16 protein-coding genes and 1 pseudogene are annotated in these 26,768 nt (G+C 68.5%); 14 read left to right on the top strand and 3 right to left on the bottom strand.

What is annotated here, in order from left to right; all coding sequences use genetic code 11:
• Positions 1–112 precede the first annotated feature (112 nt).
• The 3 genes and pseudogenes from boxB to EZ216_RS04385 form a co-directional block, all read right to left on the bottom strand.
• Complete coding sequence (gene boxB / locus EZ216_RS04375; protein WP_135248334.1) at positions 113–1,537, bottom strand: benzoyl-CoA 2,3-epoxidase subunit BoxB; 1,425 nt, start codon at positions 1,535–1,537, stop codon at positions 113–115.
• A gap of 149 nt (positions 1,538–1,686) precedes the next feature.
• Complete coding sequence (gene boxC / locus EZ216_RS04380; protein ID WP_135248335.1) at positions 1,687–3,378, bottom strand: 2,3-epoxybenzoyl-CoA dihydrolase; 1,692 nt, start codon at positions 3,376–3,378, stop codon at positions 1,687–1,689.
• Positions 3,379–3,395: 17 nt separating this feature from the next.
• Positions 3,396–4,364: pseudogene (locus EZ216_RS04385) on the bottom strand (helix-turn-helix transcriptional regulator); the annotation flags it as partial.
• A 100-nt stretch (positions 4,365–4,464) separates the two neighbouring features.
• On the opposite strand from EZ216_RS04385, the gene EZ216_RS04390 reads away from it, so the two are divergent.
• From EZ216_RS04390 to glgA, 14 genes are all read left to right on the top strand, one after another.
• Complete coding sequence (locus tag EZ216_RS04390) at positions 4,465–4,935, top strand: flavodoxin domain-containing protein (RefSeq protein ID WP_135248337.1); 471 nt, start codon at positions 4,465–4,467, stop codon at positions 4,933–4,935.
• Positions 4,936–5,057: 122 nt separating this feature from the next.
• The gene (locus EZ216_RS04395; protein WP_135248338.1) at positions 5,058–6,626 is read left to right on the top strand and encodes a benzoate-CoA ligase family protein; all 1,569 of its coding nucleotides are present in this window, start codon (positions 5,058–5,060) and stop codon (positions 6,624–6,626) included.
• A gap of 194 nt (positions 6,627–6,820) precedes the next feature.
• The gene (locus EZ216_RS04400; protein ID WP_135248339.1) at positions 6,821–8,008 is read left to right on the top strand and encodes an ABC transporter substrate-binding protein; all 1,188 of its coding nucleotides are present in this window, start codon (positions 6,821–6,823) and stop codon (positions 8,006–8,008) included.
• Positions 8,009–8,111: 103 nt separating this feature from the next.
• Positions 8,112–8,729: a LysE family translocator gene (locus EZ216_RS04405; RefSeq protein WP_135248340.1), complete on the top strand. Its 618-nt coding sequence runs from the start codon at positions 8,112–8,114 to the stop codon at positions 8,727–8,729.
• A complete protein-coding gene (locus EZ216_RS04410) occupies positions 8,729–9,592 on the top strand; it encodes a branched-chain amino acid ABC transporter permease (RefSeq protein WP_135248341.1) in 864 nt (287 codons plus the stop codon). Before EZ216_RS04405 ends, EZ216_RS04410 begins: the two co-directional genes overlap by 1 nt.
• Positions 9,593–9,725: 133 nt before the next feature.
• The gene (locus tag EZ216_RS04415) at positions 9,726–10,754 is read left to right on the top strand and encodes a branched-chain amino acid ABC transporter permease (protein WP_135248342.1); all 1,029 of its coding nucleotides are present in this window, start codon (positions 9,726–9,728) and stop codon (positions 10,752–10,754) included.
• A complete protein-coding gene (locus tag EZ216_RS04420; protein ID WP_135248343.1) occupies positions 10,747–11,496 on the top strand; it encodes an ABC transporter ATP-binding protein in 750 nt (249 codons plus the stop codon). Before EZ216_RS04415 ends, EZ216_RS04420 begins: the two co-directional genes overlap by 8 nt.
• A 146-nt stretch (positions 11,497–11,642) precedes the next feature.
• A complete protein-coding gene (locus EZ216_RS04425) occupies positions 11,643–12,356 on the top strand; it encodes an ABC transporter ATP-binding protein (RefSeq protein WP_135248344.1) in 714 nt (237 codons plus the stop codon).
• A gap of 388 nt (positions 12,357–12,744) precedes the next feature.
• Complete coding sequence (gene glgB / locus EZ216_RS04430) at positions 12,745–14,661, top strand: 1,4-alpha-glucan branching protein GlgB (protein ID WP_239024269.1); 1,917 nt, start codon at positions 12,745–12,747, stop codon at positions 14,659–14,661.
• Positions 14,648–15,931, top strand: a complete 1,284-nt coding sequence (locus EZ216_RS04435) for a glucose-1-phosphate adenylyltransferase (protein ID WP_135248346.1) — start codon at positions 14,648–14,650, stop codon at positions 15,929–15,931. The genes glgB and EZ216_RS04435 overlap by 14 nt, the downstream gene beginning before the upstream one ends.
• Positions 15,928–18,090: a glycogen debranching protein GlgX gene (gene glgX / locus EZ216_RS04440; RefSeq protein ID WP_135248347.1), complete on the top strand. Its 2,163-nt coding sequence runs from the start codon at positions 15,928–15,930 to the stop codon at positions 18,088–18,090. The genes EZ216_RS04435 and glgX overlap by 4 nt, the downstream gene beginning before the upstream one ends.
• Positions 18,091–18,104: 14 nt before the next feature.
• Positions 18,105–20,036 carry a malto-oligosyltrehalose trehalohydrolase gene (gene treZ, locus EZ216_RS04445; protein ID WP_135248348.1) on the top strand — a complete coding sequence of 644 codons (1,932 nt, stop codon included), beginning with the start codon at positions 18,105–18,107 and terminating at the stop codon, positions 20,034–20,036.
• 139 nt (positions 20,037–20,175) lie between these two features.
• A complete protein-coding gene (locus EZ216_RS04450) occupies positions 20,176–25,209 on the top strand; it encodes a malto-oligosyltrehalose synthase (protein WP_135248349.1) in 5,034 nt (1,677 codons plus the stop codon).
• The gene (gene glgA, locus EZ216_RS04455; protein ID WP_135248350.1) at positions 25,206–26,687 is read left to right on the top strand and encodes a glycogen synthase GlgA; all 1,482 of its coding nucleotides are present in this window, start codon (positions 25,206–25,208) and stop codon (positions 26,685–26,687) included. Before EZ216_RS04450 ends, glgA begins: the two co-directional genes overlap by 4 nt.
• The last annotated feature ends 81 nt before the right edge of the window (positions 26,688–26,768 follow it).

The raw sequence follows: 26,768 nt of genomic DNA on the forward strand, positions 1-26,768 counted from the left end.
CTCCATGAGAGACGTCCCGTCGTGCCGGCTGGCACGGGACATGAGGTCCAGCATGGTCCGCAGCCCGGCCGCTGTCGGTCAGCTCGGGCAACCCATCCGGGTGCGGGATCTCCTACAGCTTCACGTACTCGTACTCCACCGGCTGGGCATTGATGCCGCGGTCCGGTGGAGCGATCCAGGCCGCCATCTTGCCGGGCTGGGTGACGGGCTGCATCAGGCTCTTGACGAAGCGCAGGTCGTCCTCGCTGAACAGCCACTCGCCCTTCTTCGCCTCGAACTCGGCGGCGGTGACGGGGTTGCCCTGCGGGTCGGTGTGCAGGCCGGCCCACGCACCGACGTTGCGGCGGAAGCGGATGGAAGGCAGCTTGAACTCGAACGGGATGCCCGAGCGCTTCACCGCCATGTTCCAGCGCGTGACGCCCACGTTGCAGTCCTTGACGTACTCCAGGCGCGTCACCTCGTTGATGCCATTGCGCACCGAGATGGTCTCGTCCTTCACGCCGCCCTTGCCGTCCGGCACCTGGATGGTCATGCTGGTGTCGGTCTCGACGTGGTCGGCGAACTTGGTTTCGTCGGGGCGCCCCTTGATGCCGTTGCTGAAGTAGTTGGCCGCGTTGGACGAAGCTTCCGAGCCGAACAGGTCCAGCGAGCTGCTGAACCAGAAGTTCATGAACTTCTGGATGGTGGGCAGGTCGATGGCGCCGGCCTCGCGCACCTTCTTCCAGTCGTCGGTGTCCAGTTCCTTCATCACTTCCAGCGTGCGCCGGATGACGCGGCCCACGCCGGTCTCGCCCACGAACATGTGGTGCGCTTCCTCGGTCAGCATGAACTGGCAGGTGCGGCTGAGCGGGTCGAAAGCGCTTTCGGCCAGCGACTTCAGCTGGAACTTGCCGTCGCGGTCGGTGAAGTACGTGAACATGAAGAACGACAGCCAGTTGTCCATGGGCTCGTTGAACGTGCCCAGGATGCGCGGCTTGTCGGGGTCGCCGCTGTGGCGCTCCAGCAGTTCTTCCGCTTCCTCGCGGCCGTCGCGGCCGAAGTACGCGTGCAGCAGGTACACCATGGCCCACAGGTGGCGGCCCTCTTCCACGTTCACCTGGAACAGGTTGCGCAGGTCATAGAGCGAAGGCGCGGTGTGGCCCAGCAGGCGCTGCTGCTCCACCGACGCGGGCTCAGTGTCGCCCTGCGTGACGATGAGGCGGCGGAACGTGGAGCGGAATTCGCCGGGCACGTCCTGCCAGGCGTCCTGGCCCATGAAGTCGCCGAAACCGATCTTGCGGCCTTCCTGGCGGTCGGCCAGGAAGATGCCCCAGCGGTAATCGGGCATGGGCGTGTAGCCGTACTGCGCCCAGCCGCCGGCGTCCACGCCCACGGCGGTGCGCAGATAGACGTCGCGCGCGTTGAAGTCGCTCGGGCCCATCTCTTCCCACCATTTCAGGAAGGCCGGCTGCCAGTGCTCCAGCGCGCGCTGCAACTGGCGGTTGTCGTTGAGACCGACGTTGTTGGGGATCAGGGCTTGGAGGTCGATGGTGGACATGGTGATTCCTCGCGGTAGAAATGCGGGGTCCGCAACGCAGAGAACGCAGAGCGAGCGCAGAGAACGCAGAGAAAACCGTAGGTGGCTTTCCGTGTCATCTCTGCGTAACCTCTGCGTTCTCTGCGTTGCGGACCCCGCATTTGAATTGCTTAAACCCGCTTCCAGTCGAAGCGGGCCTTCTTGCCGGTGCCGAACAGCTTCAGCGCGCCGTCTTCGCCCACGGCGTTGGGGCGGATGAAGATCCAGTTCTGCCAGGCGGACAGGCGGCCGAAGACACGGGTTTCCATGGTCTCGGCGCCGGGGAAGCGCAGCGACGCTTCCATGCCGGTCAGCGCGTCGGGCGACAGCGAGGCGCGCTCTTCCAGCATCAGCCGGATCTCGTCGTCCCAGTCGATGTCGTCGGGCGTCAGCGTCACCAGGCCCAGGCCCAGCGCCTGGTCGGCGCGCAGCGGGCTGCCTTGCAGCGACTGCAGCTGCGCGATCGTGCCTTCGTCGCCGTAGAAGCGCGTCTGCAGGCGGGTCTGGCCGTTCACTTCGGGGTAGCGGCCGAAGTTGGCAGCGGACAGGTGCAGCGAAGGCGCGGCGTCGGGCGCATCCGGCAGGTCCAGCATGTAGGTGCGATCGGCGGCCAGCGCCAGTTCGAGGAAGGTGCCGGCGAAGCACGAGCCCTGGTCCACCAGCGCGATGAGCGAGCGGCTGGTGACGTCCAGGCGCGCCAGCGTGCGGCGCAGCAGGCCCAGCGTCTCGCGCACCAGCCAGTGCGACTTCTGCGCTTCCAGCACCTCGTCGGCCTGCAGCACCAGGCGCGCGTCGCCGCGCGTCTTCAGCACCCAGGTGCCGATCTCCAGCTCGTTGGCGCGCAGGTTCAGGATGGCGTCATCGAGTTCGCGGGCCAGCTTCAGCGGCCACCAGTTGGCGCCCGCGGCGGCGATGGTATCCGGCCTGGCTTCGATGGCGGCCGCGGGCGCGCTGACGGTCAGCGTGGCGATGCGCGCATCGCGGTCGATCTGCACGTCCACCGTCGAGTAGTGGTAGCCCGCGTCGTCGATCTTCGCGCCCAGCGGCGTCAGCTCGATGCCCTTCTCCGGGCCGTTGCGGGTGGACTGCTTCTTCAGCGCTTCGACCTCGTGCGCCACCAGCTGCGGGAACTGCTGCGGCTTGGCATACGCGTCGATCAGCTTCCAGTCGCGGGCGCGGTCGGCGCGCACGCCTTCGCTGGTGGTGCAGAAGATGTCGGCCAGGTCGCGGCGCACCTTGCGCTTGTCGGTCACGCGCGTCAGGCCGCCGGTGCCGGGCAGCACGCCCAGCAGCGGCACTTCCGGCAGGCTGACGGTGGACGAACGGTCATCCACCATCACGATGCGGTCGCACGCCAGCGCCAGTTCGTAGCCGCCGCCTGCGCACGCGCCGGTGACGGCCGCGACGGACTTCAGGCCGTCGAAGCGCGAAGAGTCTTCCAGGCCGTTGCGGGTCTCGTTGGTGAACTTGCAGAAGTTCACCTTCCACGCGTGCGTGGACAGGCCCAGCATGTAGATGTTGGCGCCCGAGCACCAGATGCGGTCCTTGCCCGACTCGAACACAACCACCTTCACGCCGGGGTGCTCGAAGCGGATGCGGTTCACCGCGTCGTGCAGCTCGATGTCCACGCCCAGGTCGTACGAGTTGAGCTTGAGCTTGTAGCCGGGCTTGATGCCGCCGTCCTCGTCGATGTCCAGCTTCAGGCGCGCGACGTCGCCTTCCACGGTGAGCGTCCAGTGCTGGTACTTGGCCGGGTGCGTCTCGAAACGCACCAGCTCGCGCTCGCCCTGCTTGAACAGCAGGGGTTCGGTCATGGCGTTCATGCGGTCTCCTTGTGGGTTCAAGACCCAGTCCGTTCGGGCTGAGCCTGTCGAAGCCTTGCGCCCGGCCCTTCGACAGGCTCAGGGCGAACGGGGGTGGGGGTTTGCGGAACGGCTCGTTCCAGGTCCTTGAGTGATTGCTTCACCGAGCGGTGGGCGGTGTCCACCACCGCGTCGGCGCGGGCGTACAGGGACTCGCGGCTGGCCAGGATGCGGCGCAGGTCGTCCAGCGCTTCGGCGGTGGCGCCACGGGTCGTGTCGAAGGGCCGCATGTCGCCCTGGGCGACGACGCGGCTCATGTGCTCCTCGGGGCTGGCCTTGAGCCAGACGCACCAGAAGTGGCTTTGCAGCAGGTCGAAGGTCTCGCGCTCGCTCACGATGCTGCCGCCGGTGGTCATCACCACGCCATCGGCATGGTCCTCGGCGATGCGCAACAGCGCGCGGCGCTCGTAACGGCGGTAACCGGCCTGGCCGTGCAGCAGCTGGATCTCGTTCATGCTGGTGCCGGCCTCGCGCTCGATCTCGCGGTCGAGCTCGACGAAAGGCACGCCGCGGTCGGCGGCCAGCTGCTCGCCCAGCGTCGACTTGCCCGCGCCGCGCAGGCCGATCAGCGCCACGCGCTGCTCGCGCCCCTGCGCGTCACCCAGGCCGAAGGCGCCGGCCATCAAGGAATAAGCCTGGTCGAGCTGCGCTTCGTCCAGGCGGCCCAGCAGGTGGTGCACGCGCGCCAGCGCGGGGCGCGGCGCGTCCTGCAGCAGCTCGAGGATCGAGATGTTCAGCGCGCGAGCCACCGCTTCCAGCGAATTGATGGAGACGTTGCCTTTGCCTGTCTCCACGTCGGCGAGAAAGCGCTCGGACAGCCCCGAATCGGCGGCCAGCTGCTTGCGCGTCATGCCGCGCCGTGCACGCCAGGCGCGCACCCGCCCGCCCAGTTCGGAGAGGGTGGCTTTGGGGTCCGTATCGGCCATCGGCTGCATCTTCGGCTCAGGTTTCTGCGTTTCGTTTGACCTGCGTCAAGATTGCAATATACTTCCTCTCGATCGCATGTCAAGCAGTTTACTGCATGCGACTTGGAGAAGGACCCGGACCATGAAGCTCAAGATCCTCGTCGGCACGATGACCAGCACCGCCGACTATGTCGCCCAGGCCATCCAGATGGACTGCGCCGACCTCGTGGAAGACATCGAGGTGCAGCTGATGGACGGGCTGGACATCAGCGCCTTCGACGAAGATGCACTTTATCTCATCTGCTCATCGACCTACGGTTCCGGCGACGTGCCGGACAACGCGCGCAACCTGTACGACTCGCTGGACACGCAACCGAAGTTCCTGGGCCACGTGCGCTACGGCGTCATCGCGCTGGGCGACCGCACCTACCAGCAGACCTTCTGCTTCGGCGGCAAGAAGTTCGACGAGCGCCTGGAAGGCCTTGGCGCGCACCGCATCGGCGAGGTGTGGTGCCACGATGCCAGCGCCGGGACGATGCCCGAGGAAGAAGGCACGGCGTGGTGCCGGCAGTGGCTCACGCAGGCGCTGGCGGACGAAAAGACAGCGGCGTGATGCCCGTGCCCGTTCGGGCTGAGCCTGTCGAAGCCTGTCCTGAGCTTGTCGAAGGGCCGGGGCGCAGCCCTTCGACAAGCTCAGGGCGAACGGGTTCCGCGCACAAGAATGGAGACAACCACATGCACCTGAGCCAGGCCGACCACAGCACCAGCCCGCCGCGCGTCGAAATCCCGCGCGACTACAACGCGGCGCACGACCTGCTGCAGCGCAACGCCTCGCGCGCTTCCAAGGTTGCGTACATCGACGCTTCCAGCGGCGCCACCCTCACCTACGGCCAGCTCGCCGAACAGGCCCACCGCTTCGCCAACGCGCTGCGCGCCCGCGGCCTGCAGCCCGAGTCGCGCGTGCTGATGGCGATGCTGGACACACCCGAGTGGCCGGTCGTCTTCCTCGGCTGCATCCTGGCCGGCGTGGTGCCCATCGCGGCCAACACGCTGCTCACCGCGCCCGACTTCGAATTCATGCTGCGCGATTCGCGCGCGCAGGTGCTGTTCGTCTCCAAGCCGCTGCTGCCCACGTTCGACGCGGTCATCCCGCGCGTGTCCACGCTCCGCTCGGTCGTCGTCGCCGGCGGTGCAGGCCCCGACTCGGTCGCCGGCATGGTGGCTTCCGGCGACGCGAAGCCGCAGGTCGCCGCCACCTGCAGCGACGACACCTGCTTCTGGCTGTACTCCAGCGGATCCACCGGCACGCCCAAGGGCACGGTGCACCTGCATTCGCACCTGGTGCAGACGGCCGAGCTGTACGGCCGCGCCATCCTGGGCATCCGCGAGGACGACGTCGTGTACTCGGCCGCGAAGCTGTTCTTCGCCTACGGCCTGGGCAACGCCCTCACCTTCCCGATGGCGGTGGGCGCCACCACGGTGCTGTTGCCGCTGCGCCCGGCGCCGAGCGACGTGTTCGGCGTGCTGAAGAAATACCAGCCGACCATCTTCTACGGCGTGCCCACGCTGTACGCGGCGCTGCTCGCTTCGCCCGAGCGCCCGAAGAAATCCGAAGTCGCGATGCGCGTGTGCACCAGCGCCGGCGAGGCGCTGCCGGCGGAGATCGGCAGGCGCTGGACCGCCGACTACGGCTGCGAGATCCTGGACGGCATCGGCAGCACCGAGATGCTGCACATCTTCCTGTCCAACCGCCCCGGCGCGGTGCGCTACGGCACCACCGGCCAGGCGGTGCCCGGCTATGAGCTGCGCATCGTCGGCGACGACGGCCGCGAGTGCGGCGCGGGCGAGATCGGCGAACTGCAGATCAAGGGCCCGAGCGCGGCGATCATGTACTGGAACAACCGCGGCAAGACCAAGGCGACCTTCGCGGGCGACTGGACGCGCAGCGGCGACAAGTACACGCGCGACGCCGACGGCTACTACACCTACGGCGGCCGCAGCGACGACATGCTGAAGGTGGGTGGCATCTACGTCTCGCCGTTCGAGGTGGAAGCTTCGCTGATGACGCACCCCGCCGTGCTGGAAGCCGCGGTCATCGGCGTGCAGGACGCCGACCAGCTGGTGAAGCCCAAGGCCTACGTCGTGCTCAAGTCCGGCCAATCCGCCAGCGGCGCGGACCTGCAGCAGCACGTGAAGGGCCAGCTCGCGCCGTACAAGTACCCGCGCTGGATCGAGTTCGTGCCCGAGCTGCCGAAGACCGCGACGGGCAAGATCCAGCGCTTCAGGCTGCGCGGGTTGCAATGACGAATGACCCCCCGCGCGCTGCGCGCGGCGGGATGACAAATGACAGATGGGAACGCGGATACCCGTCGCCTGCCATTCGTCATCCCGCCGCGCAGCGGCGAGTCGTTCGTCATCCGTCATTCGGGTAATTCATGGTGCGGCGCGAGAGGCGCTGCGGTACAAACCGGCGAACGTTCCACACTGGAGAAACAACAATGACCACACGCCGTCTCGTCCTCACCCGCGGTGCCGCCGCCGTCGGCGCCGCGTCCGCCGGCCTGCTGCTGCCGCAGATCGTGCGCGCGCAGTCCAACAAGGTGCGCGTGGGCTTCATGCTGCCCTACACCGGCACCTTCGCGCAGCTGGGCGTCGCCATCGAGAACGGCGTGCGCATGGCCCTCAACGAGAAGGGCGGCAAGCTGGCCGGCCGCGAGATCGAGTGGTTCAAGGTGGACGACGAGTCCGAGCCTTCCAAGGGCGTGGAGAACGCCAACCGCCTGGTGCAGCGCGACAAGGTCGACGTGCTGATCGGCACGGTGCACTCGGGCGTGCAGATGGGCATCCAGCGCGTCGCGCGCGAAAGCGGCGTGCTCAACCTCATCCCCAACGCCGGCGTCCACGCCGCCACGCGCGGCCTGTGCGCGCCCAACGTGTTCCGCACCTCGTTCACCAACAGCCAGCCCACGCTGGCGCTGGGCAAACCCATGGTCGACAAGGGCCTGAAGAAGGCGGTGTGGATCACCTGGAAGTACGCCGCGGGCGACGAGGCTTTCGAAGGCTTCAAGGAAAGCTATACCAAGGCCGGCGGCACGATCGTCAAGGAACTGGGCCTGCCCTTCCCGAACGTGGAATTCCAGGCGCTGCTCACCGAGATCGCCTCGCTCAAGCCCGACGCCGTGGCCTGCTTCTTCGCCGGCGGCGGCGCGGCCAAGTTCATCCGCGACTACGCCGCGGCGGGCCTGAAGGACAAGATCCCGCTGTGGGGCTCGGGCTTCCTCACCGAAGGCGTGCTGGACGCCGCGGGCCCGGCGGCCGAGGGCATCATGACCACGATGCACTACAGCGATTCGCTGGACACGCCGCGCAACCAGAAATTCCGCCTCGAGTACGCCAAGAGCTTCCGCATGCAGCCCGACGTGTACGCGGTGCAAGGCTACGACACCGGCCTGCTGCTGGCGCAGGGCGCTGAGGCCGTCAAGGGCGACCTCGCCAACAAGCAGGCGCTGTACAAGGCCATGGAAGGCGCCACCATCGACAGCCCGCGCGGCAAGTGGTCCATGAGCAAGTCGCACAACCCGGTGCAGGACATCTACCTGCGCCGCGTGGAAAAGGGCGAGAACAAGGTGATCGGCGTGGCCGCCAAGCAGCTGGCCGACCCCGGCACCGGCTGCAAGATGGGCTGAGCCCGGCACGCATCCTGCTCTCTTTAACGGGAGGCTTCGGCCTCCCGTGCCCCCAGGAAGGGAGGCTTAGGCCTCCCTTTTGTTTGACCGCCACAATCCACGGATGACCCTCGCGACCTACCTCATCTACCTCGCCGCGGTGACGCTGCTGATCGTGACGCCCGGTCCCACCATGCTGATGACCGTGACCAACGCGCTCAATCACGGGCCGGTGCGCGCGCTGTCGTCCGCAGCAGGCGCCCTGACCGCCAGCGTGGGCGTGATGGCGCTGTCGGCGGCGGGCATGGGCGCGGTGCTGGCGGCGTCCGAGACGGCGTTCATGGTGCTGAAGGTGGTGGGCGCGGCTTACCTGGTCTACCTGGGCATCAGGACCTTCCGCAGCGGCGGCACGCTGAAGCTGGGCGCGCGCGCGGTGCGCGGCGGTTCGCTGTACGTGCAGGGCCTGCTGGTGGGCGCGAGCAATCCCAAGGCCATCCTGTTCTTCTCGGCCTTCTTCCCGCAGTTCATCGACCCCGCGCAGCCGGTGCTGCCGCAGTTCACGCTGCTGGCTGCCACCTTCGTGATCGGCGACTTCCTGATGCTGGTGGTGGCCGCGTTCGGCGTCGGCCGCATCGCGGGCTGGCTGAAGCAGACGCACGTGGTGCGCTGGATCAACCGCGTGTGTGGCGGGCTGTTCACGGTGATGGGCGGGTTGCTCCTTCTCTCGCGCCGAAACGCCTGATGGATTTCTCCAACTTCCTGCTGCAGCTGCTCAACTCGGCGCAGTACGGGCTGCTGCTGTTCATGCTGGCCGCCGGCCTGACGCTGATCTTCGGCATCATGGGCGTGGTCAACCTGGCGCACGGCAGCTTCTACATGCTGGGCGCGTACGTCGCCTGGTACCTGTCGTCGCGGTTCGGCAGCCTCACGCTGGCCATCCTGGGCGGCGCGGTCATCGCGGTGGCTTTCGGCCTGCTGCTCGAAAAGCTGCTCTTCCGCCACTTCTACCGGCGCGACCACCTCGACCAGGTGCTGCTCACGTTCGGCCTGATCTACGTGTTCGAGGAGATGCGCTCCATCCTGTGGGGCGACGACGTGCACGGCGTGGACATCCCGGCGGCGCTGGGCGCTTCCATCCCGCTGACGGACAACCTGTCGTACCCGGTGTACCGCCTCTTCATGTCCGGCGTGTGCATCGCGCTGGCGCTGGGGCTGTACTTCCTCATCTCGAAGACGCGCCTGGGCATGAAGATCCGCGCGGGCGCCTTCAACCACGACATGACCGAGGCGCTGGGCATCAACATCAAGCGCATCCACGCCATCGTGTTCGCGCTGGGCGTGGGCCTGGCCACCATCGCCGGGATGATCGCGGCGCCGGTCAGCAGCGTGTACCCGAACATGGGTTCGCAGGTGCTGATCATGTGCTTCGTGGTGGTGGTCATCGGCGGTATCGGCTCGGTGCGCGGCGCGCTGATCGCCGCGCTACTGGTCGGCGCCGTGGACACCTTCGGCAAGGTGCTGCTGCCGCAGGTGTCGGGGATGCTGGTGTATGTGTTGATGGCGGCGGTGCTGCTGTGGAAGCCGGAAGGGCTGTTCAAGCAATGAGCAAGGATTTCGTCATTCCCGCGAAGGCGGGAATCCATGGCTTTCACTCGACGGTCATGAACACGGAAACCATGGATTCCCGCCTTCGCGGGAATGACGCGGTAGTGGGCGGGCATGGCGCCATGGGGAGCGAATGAGCGCCACCAAGTCCCATCTCGAAGCCCTGCCCCGCAGCCTGCAGGTCGCACTGGCCCTCGGCTTCATCGCCCTGGCCGCCTTCCCCTTCGTGGGCAGCGACTTCTACGCGCAGATGGTCGCGCGCATGATGATCCTGGCCATCTTCGCCATGAGCCTGGACCTGCTGCAGGGTGTCACCGGCCTGGTGTCGCTGGGCCACGCGGCTTTCTTCGGCATCGGCGGCTACGCACTTTCGCTGGTGTCTTCGGACAGCGCCGCGGTCAGCCTGTGGTGGACGCTGCCATTCGCCGTGCTGGTCTCCGGGCTGTTCGCGCTGGTGATCGGCTTCTTCGTGGTGCGCACCCACGGCATCTACTTCATCATGGTGACGATGGCGTTCGCCCAGATGCTGTTCTACCTGGTGTTCGACAACAAGGAACTGAACGTCTTCGGGCTGCTGCCGCTGAAGCTGGGCGGCTCGGACGGCCTCTACATCAACTTCAAGCCTGATGCCGGCTTCTTCGACCTCGAGAAGAAGCTCGTCTTCTATTACTTCACCCTTTTCTGCCTCGGCGCCACCTATCTGTTCCTGCGCCGCGTGCTGTGGAGCCCGTTCGGCCGCGTGCTCGCCGGCATCCGCGTCAACGAGCACCGCATGCGCGCCCTGGGCTACGGCACCTTCGGCTACAAGCTCACCGCGTTCACGCTGGCCGGCGCGCTGGCGGGCCTGGCGGGCTACCTGTGGGGCGCGCAGACCGGCTTCGTGAACCCCGAGCTGCTCGGTTTCCACATGAGCGCGCACGCCATCATGATGGTCATCCTGGGCGGCATGGGCAACTTCGCCGGCGCCATCGTCGGCGCCTTCGCCTTCGAGTGGCTGCTGGACGAATTCAAGGGCCTGCCCACCATCGGTGCGTTCAACGCCGGCAAGCACTGGCAGCTGTGGATGGGCCTGTTCATCGTCCTGGTGGTGGCCTTCGCGCCGCGCGGCTTGCTGGGCGTGGCCGAACGCCTGCTGCGCGGGAAGGGCAAGCGCGATGAGTGAAGTGCTGCTTTCCGCGAAGAACCTAGTCAAGCGCTTCGGCGGCCTGGCGGCGGTCAACGACGTATCGGTCGACCTGTGGCGCGGCCGCATCCACGCGGTGATCGGGCCCAACGGCGCCGGCAAGTCGACGCTGACCAACCTGCTCTCCGGTGACCTCCCACTCACCACCGGCAGCATCACGCTGGGCGGTGCCGACGTCACCGGCCGCAGCCCGGAACGCATCTCGCGCGCGGGCCTGGGCCGCAGCTACCAGAAGACCAACATCTTCCTGCCGTTCACCGTGTGGGAGAACGTGCGCCTGGCAGCGCAGTCGCGCGCGCAGCACGCGGCCAGCTGGCTGCGCCGCGCCACCTCCTACGCGCCGACCAACGAGCTGGCCGAGCGCGCGATCGACCTCGCCGGCCTGAAGCCGCGCCGCGACGCCATCGCCGGCACCATCAGCCACGGCGAGCAGCGCCAGCTGGAGATCGCGATGACCCTGGCCACGCAACCCAAGGTGCTGCTGCTGGACGAACCACTGGCCGGCATGGGCGTGGCCGAAGCCGAGCGCATGGTGGAACTGCTGCACCGCCTGAAGCAGGAGCACGCCATCCTGCTGGTGGAACACGACATGGACGCCGTCTTCGCCCTGGCCGACCGCCTGACCGTGATGGTCAACGGCCAGGTCATCGCCAGCGGCACGCCCGCCGAGATTCGCGCCGACGCGGGCGTGCAGGCGGCGTACCTGGGGGAAGAGCATTGAACACGGACTCCCTTACGCAGAGCACGCGGAGGTTTCGCAGAGATCGCAGAGGAAAACCTTTGAAGAATTTCCTTTGCCTTCTCCGCGTCCTCTGCGAAACCTCCGCGCACTCCGCGTAAGGGTGTCCGCTTTCCGGACTTCAGGACATGACCACCGCCCTCATCCAGGCCACCGGCCTGCATACCTACTACGGCCAGAGCCACATCCTGCGCGGCGTGGACTTCCACGTCGGCCGCGGCGAGACCATCGGCCTGATGGGCCGCAACGGCATGGGCAAGAGCACGCTGCTGAAGACCTTGATGGGCCTGGTCAAGCCGCGCGAAGGCCGGGTGCAGGTGATGGGCCGAGACATGACCGGCCGCGCGCCGTACGAGATCGCGCAGCTGGGCGTGGCCTACGTCCCCGAAGGCCGCGGCATCTTCGGCAACCTGAGCGTGGTCGAGAACCTGAAGATGGCCGCGCGCCCCGGCACCCGCGGGCAGCGCGACTGGACTTACGACCGCGTGCTGGACACCTTTCCGCGGTTGAGCGAACGCCTGTCGCACGGCGGCCAGCAACTGTCGGGCGGCGAACAGCAGATGCTGACCATCGGCCGCGCGCTGATGACCAACCCCGACGTGCTCATCCTCGACGAAGCCACGGAAGGGCTGGCGCCGCTGATCGCGCGCGAGATCTGGCGCATCTGCGGACTCATCCGCGAATCCGGCATCTCGACCGTGATCGTTGACAAAAACTGGAAGCACGTGACACAGCTCACGAACCGTAACCTGATCCTCGTCAAGGGCGAGATCGTGTTCAGCGGCACTTCCGACGAGCTGCTGTCACAGCCGCAACTGCTGGCCCAGCACCTCGGCGTCTGATCCAGCGCCGCTAGAGGCGAACTCCTTTACGCAGAGGACGCGGAGCAAGCGCAGAGTTCGCAGAGAAAACCCTCAAAGTTTTCTTGCATCCTCTGCGCTCTCTGCGAAACCTCTGCGCCCTCTGCGTAAGGGAGTCCGCTCCCGCATTTGCCCAGCTCAGCCATTGCAAACGCTTGTCGGCTGAGATCTCGCGGTAGCGCACCGTAACGGCTCGCGGCCGAGCTACGTTCGCGCCCGCGCGGACGTCAGCGGAATCGACACGCACCTGTAGGTTCCCGCCTACTCCCATTGCGCTGCGCCTCCTTCATCCTTCGCGGCCCGCGCCCAACAGAATTTCTTCTCACGCAAGTTACGAGACATGACGTCCGCACAACTCCAATCCGGCGCCGTGAGCTCGACCGTCCCGACCGGGGATCGCAGGGCGGCACGGCCGAGCCACCACTTCCGCCAGTACGACGTGATGGGAGCGCACCCCGACGGCAGCGGCACGCGCTTCACGGTCTGGGCGCCCAACGCGCGCAGCCTGGGTGTGGCCGGCTCTTTCAACGGCTGGCACTGCGAGCCGCTGCAGCGCATCGAGGACGGCAGCGGCCTGTGGCACGGGCGCGTCGAGGGCGCGCGGCCCGGCGACTACTACAAGTACCGCATCCAGGGCGCGCACGGCCAGTGGTTCGACAAGGCCGACCCCTACGCCTTCCGCTGCGAGCACCCGCCCGGCACGGCGTCGCAGGTCTGGGACCTGTCGCACAGCTGGGGCGACCGCGAGTGGATGTCGCAGCGCGGCCAGCGCCAGTCGCACCGCGAGGCCATGTCCATCTACGAGGTGCACCTGGGTTCGTGGCAGCGCGAGGAGGACGGTCGCGTCCTCAACTACCGCGACCTGGCCGTGCGCCTGGCTTCGCACTGCCGCACGATGGGCTTCACGCACGTGGAGCTGATGCCCATCGCCGAGCACCCGTTCTACGGCTCCTGGGGCTACCAGACCACCGGCTACTACGCGCCCACCGCGCGCTACGGCACGCCGCAGGACCTGATGGTGCTGGTGGACACGCTGCACCAGCACGGCATCGGCGTGCTGCTGGACTGGGTGGGTTCGCACTTCCCCAGCGACTGGCACGCCCTCGCCCGCTTCGACGGCACCGAGCTGTACGAGCACGCCGACCCGCGCCTGGGTTTCCATCCGCAGTGGCAGAGCCTGATCTTCAACTACGGCCGCTATGAAGTCCGCGACTTCCTGATCAGCAACGCGTTGTTCTGGCTGGAGAAGTACCACTTCGACGGCCTGCGCGTGGATGCGGTGGCATCCATGCTGTACCTGGACTTCGCGCGCGAGCCGGGCGAGTGGATCCCCAACCAGTTCGGCGGCAACCAGAACCTGGAAGCGGTGCGCTTCCTGCAGGACCTGAACAGCGCCGTGTACGCCGCCTTCCCCGACGTGCACATGATCGCGGAGGAATCCACCGCCTGGGCCGGCGTGTCGCGCCCCGTGCACCACGGCGGCCTGGGTTTCGGCATGAAGTGGAACATGGGCTGGATGAACGACACGCTGCGCTACATGCAGCGGCCCCACTTCTACCGGCGCTGGCACGGCGACGACATCCGCTTCAGCTCGGTCTACGCGTTCAACGAGAACTTCGTGCTGCCGCTGTCGCACGACGAGGTGGTGTACGGCAAGGGCAGCCTGCTCGGCCGCCAGCCCGGCGACGAATGGCAGCGCTTCGCGGGCCTGCGCGCCCTGTACGGCTACATGTGGGCCCACCCGGGCAAGAAGCTGCTCTTCATGGGCGGCGAGTTCGGCCAGCTGCAGGAATGGCACCACGAGCGCACGCTCGACTGGCACCTGTGGGCGCGGCCGCTGCACGCCGGCGTGGCGCGCTGGGTGGCCGACCTGAATGCCGCGTACCGCCGGTGGCCGGCGCTGCACGTCAACGACTTCCATGGCGAGGGGTTCTCGTGGTTGCCGGTCGACGTGGCCGAGCCGCAGACGGTGCTGGCTTTCGCGCGGCGGGGCGGGCCCGGCGACGCGCTGGCGGTGGCCCTCGTCAACATGACCCCGGAGCCGCGCCACGGACTGCGGCTCGGACTGCCCCATGCCGGCACGTGGCACGAGTTGCTCAACAGCGACGCCGTGCACTACGGCGGCAGCGGCATGGGCAACCTCGGCCGCGTGGAAGCGGACGAGACACCCCTGGCCGGCGCGCCGGCCAGCGCTTCGCTCACCTTGCCGCCCTTGTCGGTCCTCGTCCTCGTGGACCGCGACCCGAATGCAACGATCTCTGGAGGAGTCCCCCATGTCCGCTCATAGGAATGTCCTGGCCTTCGTGATGGCAGGCGGCGAAGGCTCTCGCCTGCACCCGCTGACCGCGGAACGCTGCAAGCCCGCGGTGCCCTTCAACGGCAAGCACCGCATCGTCGACTTCGTGCTGTCCAACCTGGTCAATTCCGAGATCTACTCGACCTACCTGCTGGTGCAGTACAAGAGCCAGTCGCTGATCGAGCACGTGCGCCAGACGTGGACCATGGCGCGCTTCATGCCGCAGCACTTCATCACCTGCGTGCCGCCGCAGATGCGCAATGGCCCGGAGTGGTTCCAGGGCACGGCCGACGCGGTGTACCAGAACATCCACCTGATCGAGAGCATGAAGCCCGACATCGTGGCGGTGTTCGGCGCGGACCACATCTACCGCATGGACATCCGGCAGATGATCGACTTCCACATCCAGAGCGGCGCGGCCGCCAGCGTCGCCACGCTGCCCGTGCGCCTGTCGCAGAGCGGCCAGTTCGGCATCGTCGAGATCGACGACAACAACCGGATCACCGACTTCATGGAAAAGCCGAAGAAGTGCAAGCCGATGCCCGGCAGCCACACCCACGCGCTCGGCTCCATGGGCAACTACATCTTCAACGCCGACGTGCTGCTGGAGCAGCTGCGCAAGATGCACGAGAACGGCACCAGCGACTTCGGCAAGCACATCCTGCCCAGCATGGTGAAGAGCCACAAGCTGGTGGCGTACGACTTCGATACCAACCACATCCCCGGCACCGAGCCGTACGAGGAGCATGCCTACTGGCGCGACGTGGGCACCATCGACGCCTACTTCGAGGCGCACTTCGACACGCTGGGCGCGGCGCCCAAGTTCCGCATGACCAACTCGCGCTGGCCGATCTACGCCAGCCCCGACCAGGCCGAATCGGCCCAGATCGAGAACGGCGTCATCAACCGCTCGGTGGTGGGCTCGGGCAGCATCGTCGACGGCGCGTCGCTCGACCACGCCATGCTGCGCCGCTCGGTGCACGTGGACCGCGGCGCGCGGCTGGAGCACTGCATCGTGATGGAGCGCAGCCGCATCGGCCGAGGCGCCCAGGTGCAGCGCGCCATCATCGACCAGGACAACGACGTGCCGCCCGGCGAGCGCATCGGCTTCGACCTGGACCAGGACCGCCGCCGTTTCCACGTCACCGAAAGCGGCATCGTGGTTGTGCCGGCCGGCTACTTCAGGGCCGGGGCCAGGCACGTCAGCCAGGCCCGCAGCATCGTCCGCGCCGGCAAGGGGCGGCTGGAGGTGGTTGCATGACGGCAGCGGCCGTCGCCGCCATCCCCGCGCCCCCCCTCGAAGCCAAGCTGCCGGACCACTGCGAGCCCGGCCGTCCCTGGCCGCTCGGCGCCACGCTCACGGAGCACGGCGTCAACTTCGCCGTCTTCTCCAGCATGGCCGAGAAGGTGGAGGTGTGCGTCTTCGACCGCACCGGCGCGCGCGAGGTGCGCCGCTACGCCCTGCCCTGCCGCACCGACGACGTCTGGCACGGCCTGATGCCCGGCCTTCCTCCCGGCACGCGCTACGGCCTGCGGGTTCACGGGCCCTACCAGCCGCAGCACGGTCTGCGCTGCAATCCGAACAAGCTGCTGCTCGACCCGTACGCGCGCGCGCTGGACCGTCCGCTGCGCGGCGGCGCGTGGCAATACGCGTACACGCTGGGCGGCCCCGCGCGCGACCTGGCCATGGACACGGCGGACAACGCCCCCGGCGCGGCCAAGTGCATCGTGCTGGACAACCGCTTCGACTGGGACGACGACCGCCGGCCCGAGGTACCGCTGGAAGACACGGTCTTCTACGAAGTGCATGTGCGCGGCTTCACGAAACAGATGGACGAGGTGCCGCAGGGCCAACGCGGCACTTTCGCCGGCCTGGCGCACCCGGCCGCCATCGCGCACCTGAAGCGCCTGGGCGTCACGTCGGTCGAGCTGCTGCCGGTGCACGCGTTCAACGACGAGCGCCGCCTCATCGACCTGGGCCTGGCCAACTACTGGGGCTACAACACCGTCGCCTTCTTCGCGCCCGAGCCGCGCTACTGCGCCGGCAACGACGCGAACGATTTCAAGCGCATGGTGAAGGCGCTGCACGCCGCGGGCCTCGAGGTCATCCTGGACGTGGTCTACAACCACAGCTGCGAAGGCAACCACCTGGGCCCCACGCTGTTCCTGAAAGGCCTGGACAACACGGCCTACTACCGGCTGGTGCCCGAGGACAAGCGCTACTACGCCGACGTCACCGGCACCGGCAACACGCTGGACATCAGCCACCCCGCGACGCTGCGCCTGATGATGGACAGCCTGCGCTACTGGGTGGAAGAGATGCACGTCGACGGCTTCCGCTTCGACCTGGCGCCCGCCGTCGCGCGCAACGGCCAGTACGAGTTCGACCACCGCTCGCCCTTCCTGGCCGCGGTGGCGCAGGACCCGGTGCTGCGGCAGGTGAAGCTGATCGCCGAGCCCTGGGACATCGGCGACAACGGCTACCAGGTGGGCGGCTTCCCGCCGGGCTGGTCGGAGTGGAACGGCCGCTACCGCGATTCGGTGCGCGACTTCTGGCGCGGCGCCGACGGCGCGGTGCAGGAATTCGCCGCGCGCCTGGCCGGCAGCGCCGACATCTACGGCCATTCGCGGCGCCGCCCTTCGGCCAGCATCAACCTGGTGACGGTGCACGACGGCTTCACGCTGAACGACCTGGTCAGCTACAACGAGAAGCACAACGAAGCCAACGCCGAGGACAACCGCGACGGCGAGGGCCACAACCGCAGCTGGAACTGTGGGGCCGAAGGCCCGAGCACCGACCCCGACGTGCTGGCGCTGCGCGAGCGGCAGAAGCGCAACTTCATCACCACCCTCTTCTGCTCGCGCGGAGTGCCGCTGCTGCTGGGCGGCGACGAGATGAGCCGCACGCAGGGCGGCAACAACAACGCCTACTGCCAGGACAACCCGGTCAGCTGGTTCGACTGGGGCGAGGAACGCAAGGCCGACCCGCTGATCGAATTCACCCGCGCGCTGATCGAGCTGCGGCGCGAACTGCCGGTGCTGCGCGACAACCGCTGGCCGACCGGCGAGCCCGACGACGAAGGCCGGGCCGAACTGGCGTGGTTCAGCGTGTGGGGCCTGTCCATGACCGAAGAGGAATGGACCAACCCCTCGGTGCGCTGCATCGCCGCGCTGTTCGACGGCAAGTTCTCGCCGGCGGACGGCAAGCCCAGCCCCAGCGTGCTGCTGCTGTTCAACGCGTCGGACGAGGAAGTCATCTTCACCCTGCCGGAAGTGCCCGGCATCGAGGAATGGCGCGTGCGCGTGGACACCGGCCAGGGGCATTTCCTGCCCGACGAAGCCGAGCGCGTGCAGCCGCAGGCCAAGATCGAGCTGGAATCGCATGCGATGGCAGTGCTGGTCGAAGGCCGCGGCGGATGAAGCAGGCGCACCGCATGCCCTTCGGGGCACACCTGAAGCCGCAGGGCGGCGTGGAGTTCCGGTTGTGGGCGCCGGGGGCGAAGCAGGCCGCGGTCGTGACGTATGAGCCTCCGTCCGTTCCCGGCTCCGTTCGCCCTGGGCTTGTCGAAGGGCGAGGCGCGGCCCCCGGCCCTTCGACGGAGCTCAGGACAGGCTTCGGCAAGCTCAGCCCGGACGGCGGGGTGGTTCATCCCGCTCAGCGTGACGCCCAGGGCTGGTGGTCCTGCGAAGTCGTCGACGCGAAGGCCGGCACACTCTACCACTGGCGCATCGACGACGAACTCAACGTCCCCGACCCGGCATCGCGCTGCAACCCGCGCGGCGTGCACGCACCCAGCGCTGTCGTGGATCCGCTGGCGTTCGAGTGGGATGACGGCTGGCACGGCCGCCCCTGGCACGAGGTGGTGCTGTACGAATTGCACATCGGCGCATTCACGCCCGAAGGCACATTCGTCGCGGCCGGGAAGCGCCTGGCCGAACTGAAGGACCTGGGCATCACGGCGGTGGAGTTGATGCCCCTGGCCGACTTTCCCGGCCGCTTCGGGTGGGGTTACGACGGCGTGCTGCCCTACGCGCCGCACGCGGCCTACGGCACGCCGGACGAACTGAAGCACTTCATCCAGGCCGCGCACCGGCTGGGGCTGATGGTGTTCCTGGACGTGGTCTACAACCACTTCGGCCCGGAAGGCAACTACCTGCACCGCTACGCGCCGGACTTCTTCTCGAAGACGCACAGCAGCCCGTGGGGCGCCGCGATCAACTTCGACGGCGAAGGCAGCTGGGTGCGCGAGTTCTTCATCGAGAACGCGGTGTACTGGACCACCGAATACCGCTTCGACGGCCTGCGGCTGGACGCGGTGCACGCCATCCACGACGCCAGCCAGCCCCACGTGCTGGAGGAACTGTCGCGCCGTGTTCGCGAGGCCACCGGCGGCCGCCACGTGCACCTGGTGCTGGAAAACGAAAACAACAACCACGAACGGCTGGCCCCGGGCCCCGAGCCCGGCCGCTACGACGGGCAGTGGAACGACGACTTCCACCACGCGCTGCACGTGGCCATGACGGGCGAGACCCAGGGCTATTACCACGACTACGGCCGCCTGCCGGGCGAGGACGCACTCGACCTGCTGGCGCGCTGCCTCACCCACGGCATGCTGTTCGAGGACAGCAAGCGCAAGCCGGGCGGCGCGCGCGTGAATCCGCGCGCCACGCCGCCGGTGCCGCTCACGGCGCTGGTGAACTTCGCGCACAACCACGACCAGGTGGGCAACGGCGCGTTCGGCGAGCGCCTGTCGCAGCTGGCTGGACCCGATGCCGCGCCGCTCGCGACCCTGTTGGCGCTGTTGACGCCCGCGGTGCCGATGCTGTTCCTGGGCGAAGAGTTCGGCAGCACGCACCCGTGGCTGTACTTTGCCGATTGGGAAGGCGACCTGAAGAAGGCGGTTCGGGAAGGCCGCAAGCGCGAGTTCGGCCACGTGACGAAGGAGGTCGACGGCAAGCCGGTGCCGCTGCCCGACCCCTGCAGCGCGGAAACTTTCGAAGCCAGCAGGCCGACGGCGCAGGAGCGCGACAGCGAGCGCGGCAGGCAGTGGCTGGCGATGGTGCGCGATGCCCTAGCCGCGCGCCGGCAATTCATCCTGCCGCGGCAATCGCAGTTGATCACCGGCCAACACACGCACCAGCGGGTGGGCGCGCGCGGCATCGCGGTGCAGTGGCGGTATGAGGATGGGCAGGTGCTGTCGCTGGAGGTGAACCTCGGCGGCGAACCGGTGCAGGCGGGAGCCCTGCGGACCGGACCGGTCGAAGCGCAAGATGTCTTCCGCCACCGCTGGCCCAGGGAAACACCCGATGGCGTGTGGCCCGCCTGGGCCGCGCGTTGGCGAATCGGCGCGGAGATCACGCAATGAGGAACCCGGCCCCCTGTGTCATCCCGGCGAACGCCGGGATCCACCTCCCGCACGCGGGCATCGCATGGACGCGATTCGGTGGATGCCGGGTCGAGCCCTGCATGACAAGGTTGGTTGCGGTGCGTCGCAAAACAAGAACATGAGCCTCGAGAACAACGACTTCGACGACCTCGCCCGCCAGGCCGAGCGGCACGGCGTCGCGCTGCGCTACCACTCCTTCTGGGGCGAAGACAAGCAAGTCGCGCCGGAAGTGCTGGACCAGGCGCTCACCAGCATGGGCCTGCGCCACACGCCCGAGCCGCAATCGCAAGGCCTGCCGCCAGTGCAGGTGGTGCAGGAGAACGCACCTTCGCGCATCGCCTGGCACGGCGCCGGCACGCGCTGGTCGATCACATCCGAGCGAGGCGGCGCACCGCTGCACCAAGGCGACGTGCAGCACGATGCTGACCACGCCGCCATCCACCTGCCTGCCCTGCCCGCCGGCTACTGGCACCTCACGCTCGACGGCGACCCGCAGGCGCTCTGCGTCGTGGCCGCCGCACCGCGCAAGTGCTGGGCGCCCAGCGCGCTGCTGGAAGGCCAGCGCTGGTGGGGCTGCACCATCCAGCTGTACGCGCTGCGCTCCGGCCGCAACTGGGGCATCGGCGATTTCGGCGACCTGCGCCGGCTGGTGGACACTGCCGCGCGGCAAGGCGCTTCGTTCATCGGGCTGTCGCCGCTGCACGCGCTGTTCCCGCATCGCCCTGAAGTCGCCAGCCCCTACAGCCCTTCCAGCCGCACCGCGCTGAACCCCGTGTACCTGGACGTGCAGGCGCTGGCCGACCTGTCGGGCTGCGACGAAGCGCGCCGCAAGCTGCACGACGAGGAATTCCAGGACCGCCTGCGCCGCCTGCGCGAAGCCGAGCTGGTGGACTACCCCGGCGTGGCTTCGGCCAAGGAGGAGATGCTGGCCATCCTGTGGCGGCACTTCGAACAGCACGAGATGCACCCGGGCAGCTCGCGCGGCGCGCACTTCGTTCGCTTCATGCAGGAGCGCGAAGACACGCTGGGCCTGCACGCGCTGTTCGAGGCGCTGCAGGCGCACCTGCATGCCGCCGACGCCAACGCATGGGGCTGGCCCGCGTGGCCGGACGAGTACAAGGACCCGCGCGGCGCCGCGGTGCAGGCCTTCCGCCGCGATCACGCATCCGCCGTGCAGTTCCGCTTCTGGCTGCAATGGCTGGCCGAAGTGCAGCTCGAATCCGTGCAGCGCTACGCGAAGACGCGCGGCATGGGCCTCGGCCTGTACTGCGACCTGGCCGTGGGCGTCAACGAAGGCGGCGCCGAAACCTGGGTCCAGCCTTCGCTGTACGCGCTGGGCATGCACGTGGGCGCGCCGCCGGACCCGCTGAACGCGCTGGGCCAGGACTGGGGCCTGCCGCCGCTCAACCCGGTGCAGCTGAAGGCCGCGCGCTACCAGCCTTTCATCGAAACGCTGCGCGCCAACATGCGCCACAGCGGCGCGCTGCGCATGGACCACGTGATGGCCCTGATGCGCCTCTTCTGGATCGGCGGCCAGGGCGGCACCTACGTGACCTATCCGCTGGAAGACCTGCTGGGCATCCTGGCGCTGGAAAGCCATCGCCACCAGTGCCTGGTGATCGGCGAGGACCTGGGCAACGTGGCGCCCGCCATGCGTGAGGCGATGCGCGAGCGCTGCCTGCTGTCGTACCGCCCGCTGCTGTTCGAACGCACCGAGGACGGCAGCTTCCGCCAGCCGCCCGACTGGCAGCCGCAGGCGCTGGCCGTGGTCAGCACGCACGACCTGCCGACGCTGCGCGGCTTCTGGCTGGGCGAGGACCTGGAGCAGATCGCCAAGCTGGGCCTGTTCCCCGGCGACGGCGCACGCGAACGTGCGGTGATCGATCGCTCGCAGGACCGCGCGCGATTGCTGCTGGCCCTGCAGCACCAGAACCTGCTGCCGCCGGACACCAACGCGCAGCCCACGTCGGTGCCCGATGCCACGCCACCCTTCGTCGCGGCGGTGTACGCCTACCTGGCGCGCACGCCCAGCTGGCTGGTGGGCGTGCAGTTGGAAGACGTCACCGGGCAGCTGCTGCAGGTGAACGTGCCCGGCACGACCGAGGACCGCTTCCCCAATTGGCGGCGCAAGATCAGCGTGGCGGTGGAGGACCTGGCCAGCGACGAGCGCTTCGCCGCCGTCGCCGCCGTGTTGCGCGCCGAACGCACCGGCCCCGCGCCGGAATCCGCGCCCGCCGAGTTGCCCGCGCTGGAGACGGCCACCATTCCCGTCGCCACCTACCGCGTGCAGTTCCACGAAGGCTGCCGCTTTGCCGACGTGGCCGAAGCCGTGCCCTACCTGCATGACCTGGGCATCAGCCACCTGTACAGCTCGCCGTACCTGCGCGCGCGCCCCGGCAGCACGCATGGCTACGACATCATCGACCACGGCGCCATCAACCCCGAGGTGGGCGACGAGCGCGACTTCGAGCGCATGTGCCGGGCGCTGCGCCGCCACGGCATGGGCCAGATGCTGGACCTGGTGCCCAACCACATGGGCGTGCTCGAGGCCGACAACGCGTGGTGGCTGGAAGTGCTGGAGCACGGCCAGGCCTCCTCGCACGCGCAGACCTTCGACATCGAATGGTCGCCGGCCGCGCCGGAGATGCGCGGCCGGGTGCTGCTGCCGGTGCTGGGCGACCACTACGGCCGCGTGCTGGAATCGGGCGAGCTGCAGTTGCACTTCTCGCGCGAGAGCGGCGAGTTCGGCCTGCGCTACTGGGACCACCGCTTCCCGATCGACCCGGCGACCTACCCCGACATCCTGGCCGTGCTGCCCGCGCCGCCCGCGCAGGACGAAGCGGAAAGCGACAGCCACGCGGTCGTCGAATCGGTGCTGGCTTCTTTCGAGCGCCTGCCGCCGCGCGACAGCCAGGAAGACGACCAGCGCCGCGCCCGCGTGCGCGACGCGGCCATCTACAAGCGCAACCTCGCGCGGCTGGTGGCGCGCAACGACTGGCTGGCGCACTGGATCGATTCCTGCGTGCAACGCTTCAACGGCACGGCCGGCGACCCGGCCAGCTTCGACCTGCTGGACAAGCTGATCTCGCGCCAGGCATACCGGCTGGCCGACTGGCACGTCGCCAGCGACGACGTGAACTACCGGCGCTTCTTCGACGTGAACACGCTGGCTGCGCTGCGGATGGAGCGGCCCGAGGTGTTCGAGGCCACGCACGCGCGCGTGCTGCAGTGGCTGCAGGACGGCCACCTGGACGCGCTGCGCATCGACCACCCCGACGGGCTGTCGGACCCGCAGCAGTATTTCCAGCGGCTGCAGGCGCGCTTCGCGCGGCAGGCCGAAGTCGCGGGCCGCGAGCCGCGCGCGCTGTACCTGGTCGCCGAGAAGATCCTGGCCGAGCACGAGCCGCTGTCGCACCTGTGGCCGGTGCACGGCGACACCGGCTACCGCTTCGCCACGCTGGTGAACGGGCTGTTCGTCGATTCGCGCCAGGTCGTGGCGCTGGACCGCAGCTACCGCGGGTTCACCGGGCTGCAGGACGACTTCGGCGAGGTGGCTTACCAGGCCAAGCGGCTGATCATCGGCACCTCGCTGTTTTCCGAGCTGAACTGGCTGGTGGAAGCCGCGTACCGCATCACGCGCGTCAACCGCCGCCGCTGCGACTTCACGCGCAACCGCCTGCGGCTGGCGCTGGCGGAGATCGCTTCGGGCTTCCCGGTGTACCGCACCTACCTGCGCGTGGGCGAGCCGGCCAGCCCCGCCGATCGCCGCCACATCGACTGGGCGGTCGCATCGGCCAAGCGCCGCCTGGGCGGCAGCGAAGCCGGCGTGCTGGACCACGTGCGCGAACTGCTGCTGGGCGAAGGCGAGCTGGCCGACGTGCCGGCCGACCAGCGCGCGCGCTTCCTCGCGCGCTGGCAGCAGTTCACCGCGCCGGTGATGGCCAAGGCGGTGGAGGACACGGCGTTCTACCGCTACCTGCGACTGACGTCGCTGAACGAAGTGGGCGGCGAGCCGGCCAGCTTCGGCATCTCGGTGGCGGCCTTCCACGGGTCCAACCAGGCGCGCGCGCGCCATCGCCCGCACTGCCTGCTGGCGACCTCGACGCACGACAGCAAGCGCGGCGAAGACACGCGCGCGCGCATCGACGTGCTGTCCGAAGTGCCGCAGCTGTGGAACGACGCGCTTCAGCGCTGGTCCGGCTGGGCCGAGCTGTACCTGGGCGAGACCGAGTCCGGCTACGCGCCCAGTCGCAACGACATCTGGCTGCTGTTCCAGACGCTGGTGGGCATCTGGCCGGCCGAAACGCCACACGCGCAGGAGCGCGAGGACCTGCGCAAGCGTGTGCAGGACTACATGCGCAAGGCGGTGCGCGAAGCCAAGCGCCATACCAGCTGGGTCTGCCCCGACCAGACTTACGAGGAAGCACTGGCGCGCTACGTGGACGCGATCCTGCGGCCCGGCCAGCCCAACCCCTTCGTCGACGAACTGCAGAAGTTCACCGCGCGCCTCGCGCCCTGGGGCTTCCGCAACAGCCTGGCGCAGGTCGCGCTGAAGCTCACGGTGCCGGGCGTGCCCGACATCTACCAGGGCTGCGAGCAGTGGAACTTCAGCCTGGTGGACCCGGACAACCGGCGCCCGGTGGACTTCGGCAAGCTGGCGCGGTCGCTGGCCGAGCTGAAGGCGCAATGCCGCGACGGCATGCCGACCGCGGCGATGTGGCAGCAGCTGCAGGCACGGGCGGCCGATGGCCGGGTGAAGCAGCTGGTGACGTGGCGGCTGCTGCAGCTGCGCGAGCGGTTCGCGCGGCTGTTCCGCGATGGCGCTTACCAGCCGCTGCCGGCGGAAGGCCCGGCCGGCGATCACGCGCTGGCTTTCGTGCGCGTGTGGGATTCGCAGGCGGTGATCGTGGTCGCGGCGCGATTGACGTGCACGCTGTGCGGCGGCGACGAATCGCGCTGGAGCCCCGAACTGTGGCGCGGCACCCAGGTGCGCGCGGCCGAAGCCGCGGGCCTGCGCCGCTGGGGCCGCTGGCGGCACTGGTTCACCGGGCATGACCTGCGCGTCGGCGACGACGGGCTGCCGCTGGAAAACGTGTTCGCGGGCGCGGGCGGCCTGCCGTTTGCCGTGCTCGTGGCCGAGGAAACGTCGTGAAGATCCTGTTCGCCACGCCCGAGTGCGCGCCGTTCGTGAAGACCGGCGGGCTCGGCGACGTCAGTGGCGCGCTGCCCACCGCGTTGGCGGCGCTGGGCCACGACGTGCGCGTGCTGCTGCCCGCCTACCGCGGCATGAAGGTCGCCGGCGAAGTCGGCGATTCGGTGGACCTGCCCGCGGAAGACGGCTGGCCCGCGGCGCAGTTGCTGACCGTGAAGCTGGACAGCGGCGTCACCATGCTGCTGCTGGCCTGCCCTGCCCTCTACCAACGCGCCGGCGGCCCCTACGTCGACGCGTCGGGGCAGGACTACCTGGACAACGTGCGGCGCTTCGGCTTCCTCAGCCGCATCGCGGCGAAGCTGGGCACGTCGGCCAGCCCGCTGGGCGAATGGCAGGCCGACGTCGTGCACTGCCACGACTGGCCCGCGGCACTCGCGCCGCTGTACCTGGCGCATGCGCGCGAGCGCAACGTGCACGGGCACGTCGCGGCCAGCGTGCTCACCATCCACAACCTGGCGTTCCAGGGCGTGTTCGACATGCACCACGCCGACCTGCTGGGCATCCCCGGCTATTGGCGCGGCATGGACGGCGTGGAGTTCTGGGGCCAGTTGTCGATGCTCAAGGGCGGCCTGCAGTTCGCCGACGCCATCACCACCGTCAGCCCGAACTACGCGAGCGAGATCCAGACGCCGGAGTTCGGCTGCGGCCTGGATGGCGCGCTGCGCTGGCGGCGCGAACACCTCACCGGCATCCTGAACGGCATCGACATGCAGGTGTGGAGCCCGCAGGTGGACGAGCTGCTGCCCGCGCGCTTCGGCCCGGGCGACATGGCGGGCAAGACGCGCAACAAGGCCATGTTGCAGGCGCAGTGCGGCCTCGCGCCCGACCCCGAAGCGCTGATGTTCGGCATGGTGAGCCGGCTCACCTCGCAGAAAGGCATCGACCTGGTGCTGGCGCGCCTGCCCGAGCTGCTGGAAGGCGGCGCGCAGCTGGTGGTGCTGGGCAGCGGCGATGCGGGCCTGCAGAAGGCACTGACCGACGCCGCCGCCAGGTCGCCGCGCGCGATGCACGTGACGCTGGGCTTCAACGAGCGGCTGGCGCACATGATCGAAGCCGGCGCGGATGCCTTCCTCATGCCCTCGCGCTTCGAGCCTTGCGGGCTGAACCAGATGTACAGCCAGGCGTACGGCACGCCGCCGCTGGTGGGCGGCACGGGCGGGCTGGTCGATTCGGTGCTGGACGCCACCGAGGATCCGCACAAAGGCACCGGCTTCGTGATGCGCACCGCCGACGAGGAAGGGTTCTCCAACGCGGTGCAGCGGCTGCGGCGGGCGTGGATCGATCCCGTGACCTGGCGCCGCATCCAGGCCAATGGGATGGCGCAGCCTTTTGGCTGGGAGGCGAGCGCGAAGCGTTACGTCGAGGTGTACGCCGACGCGATGGAGCGCGCCACGCCGAAGTTCTTCGCGACGGCTTAGAGGGAGGCGCAAGCCGTGGATCCCCGCCTTCGCGGGGATGGCGCCAACCCTCGTCATTCCCGCAACGCCAACTTCCGTCAT

Origin of the sequence: Ramlibacter humi (assembly GCF_004681975.1) — a bacterium.
GTDB lineage: Bacteria > Pseudomonadota > Gammaproteobacteria > Burkholderiales > Burkholderiaceae_C > Ramlibacter > Ramlibacter humi.

What these genes read in the sequence shown, in the direction of transcription:
- EZ216_RS04450 (WP_135248349.1), top strand. Translation starts at nt 20,176, where the DNA reads ATGAGCCTCGAGAACAACGACTTCGACGACCTCGCCCGCCAGGCCGAG.
- EZ216_RS04435 (WP_135248346.1), top strand. Translation starts at nt 14,648, where the DNA reads ATGTCCGCTCATAGGAATGTCCTGGCCTTCGTGATGGCAGGCGGCGAA.
- EZ216_RS04420 (WP_135248343.1), top strand. Translation starts at nt 10,747, where the DNA reads ATGAGTGAAGTGCTGCTTTCCGCGAAGAACCTAGTCAAGCGCTTCGGC.
- EZ216_RS04390 (WP_135248337.1), top strand. Translation starts at nt 4,465, where the DNA reads ATGAAGCTCAAGATCCTCGTCGGCACGATGACCAGCACCGCCGACTAT.
- EZ216_RS04425 (WP_135248344.1), top strand. Translation starts at nt 11,643, where the DNA reads ATGACCACCGCCCTCATCCAGGCCACCGGCCTGCATACCTACTACGGC.
- boxB (WP_135248334.1), bottom strand. Translation starts at nt 1,537, where the DNA reads ATGTCCACCATCGACCTCCAAGCCCTGATCCCCAACAACGTCGGTCTC.
- treZ (WP_135248348.1), top strand. Translation starts at nt 18,105, where the DNA reads ATGCCCTTCGGGGCACACCTGAAGCCGCAGGGCGGCGTGGAGTTCCGG.
- EZ216_RS04415 (WP_135248342.1), top strand. Translation starts at nt 9,726, where the DNA reads ATGAGCGCCACCAAGTCCCATCTCGAAGCCCTGCCCCGCAGCCTGCAG.
- EZ216_RS04400 (WP_135248339.1), top strand. Translation starts at nt 6,821, where the DNA reads ATGACCACACGCCGTCTCGTCCTCACCCGCGGTGCCGCCGCCGTCGGC.
- EZ216_RS04395 (WP_135248338.1), top strand. Translation starts at nt 5,058, where the DNA reads ATGCACCTGAGCCAGGCCGACCACAGCACCAGCCCGCCGCGCGTCGAA.
- EZ216_RS04410 (WP_135248341.1), top strand. Translation starts at nt 8,729, where the DNA reads ATGGATTTCTCCAACTTCCTGCTGCAGCTGCTCAACTCGGCGCAGTAC.
- EZ216_RS04405 (WP_135248340.1), top strand. Translation starts at nt 8,112, where the DNA reads ATGACCCTCGCGACCTACCTCATCTACCTCGCCGCGGTGACGCTGCTG.
- glgX (WP_135248347.1), top strand. Translation starts at nt 15,928, where the DNA reads ATGACGGCAGCGGCCGTCGCCGCCATCCCCGCGCCCCCCCTCGAAGCC.
- boxC (WP_135248335.1), bottom strand. Translation starts at nt 3,378, where the DNA reads ATGAACGCCATGACCGAACCCCTGCTGTTCAAGCAGGGCGAGCGCGAG.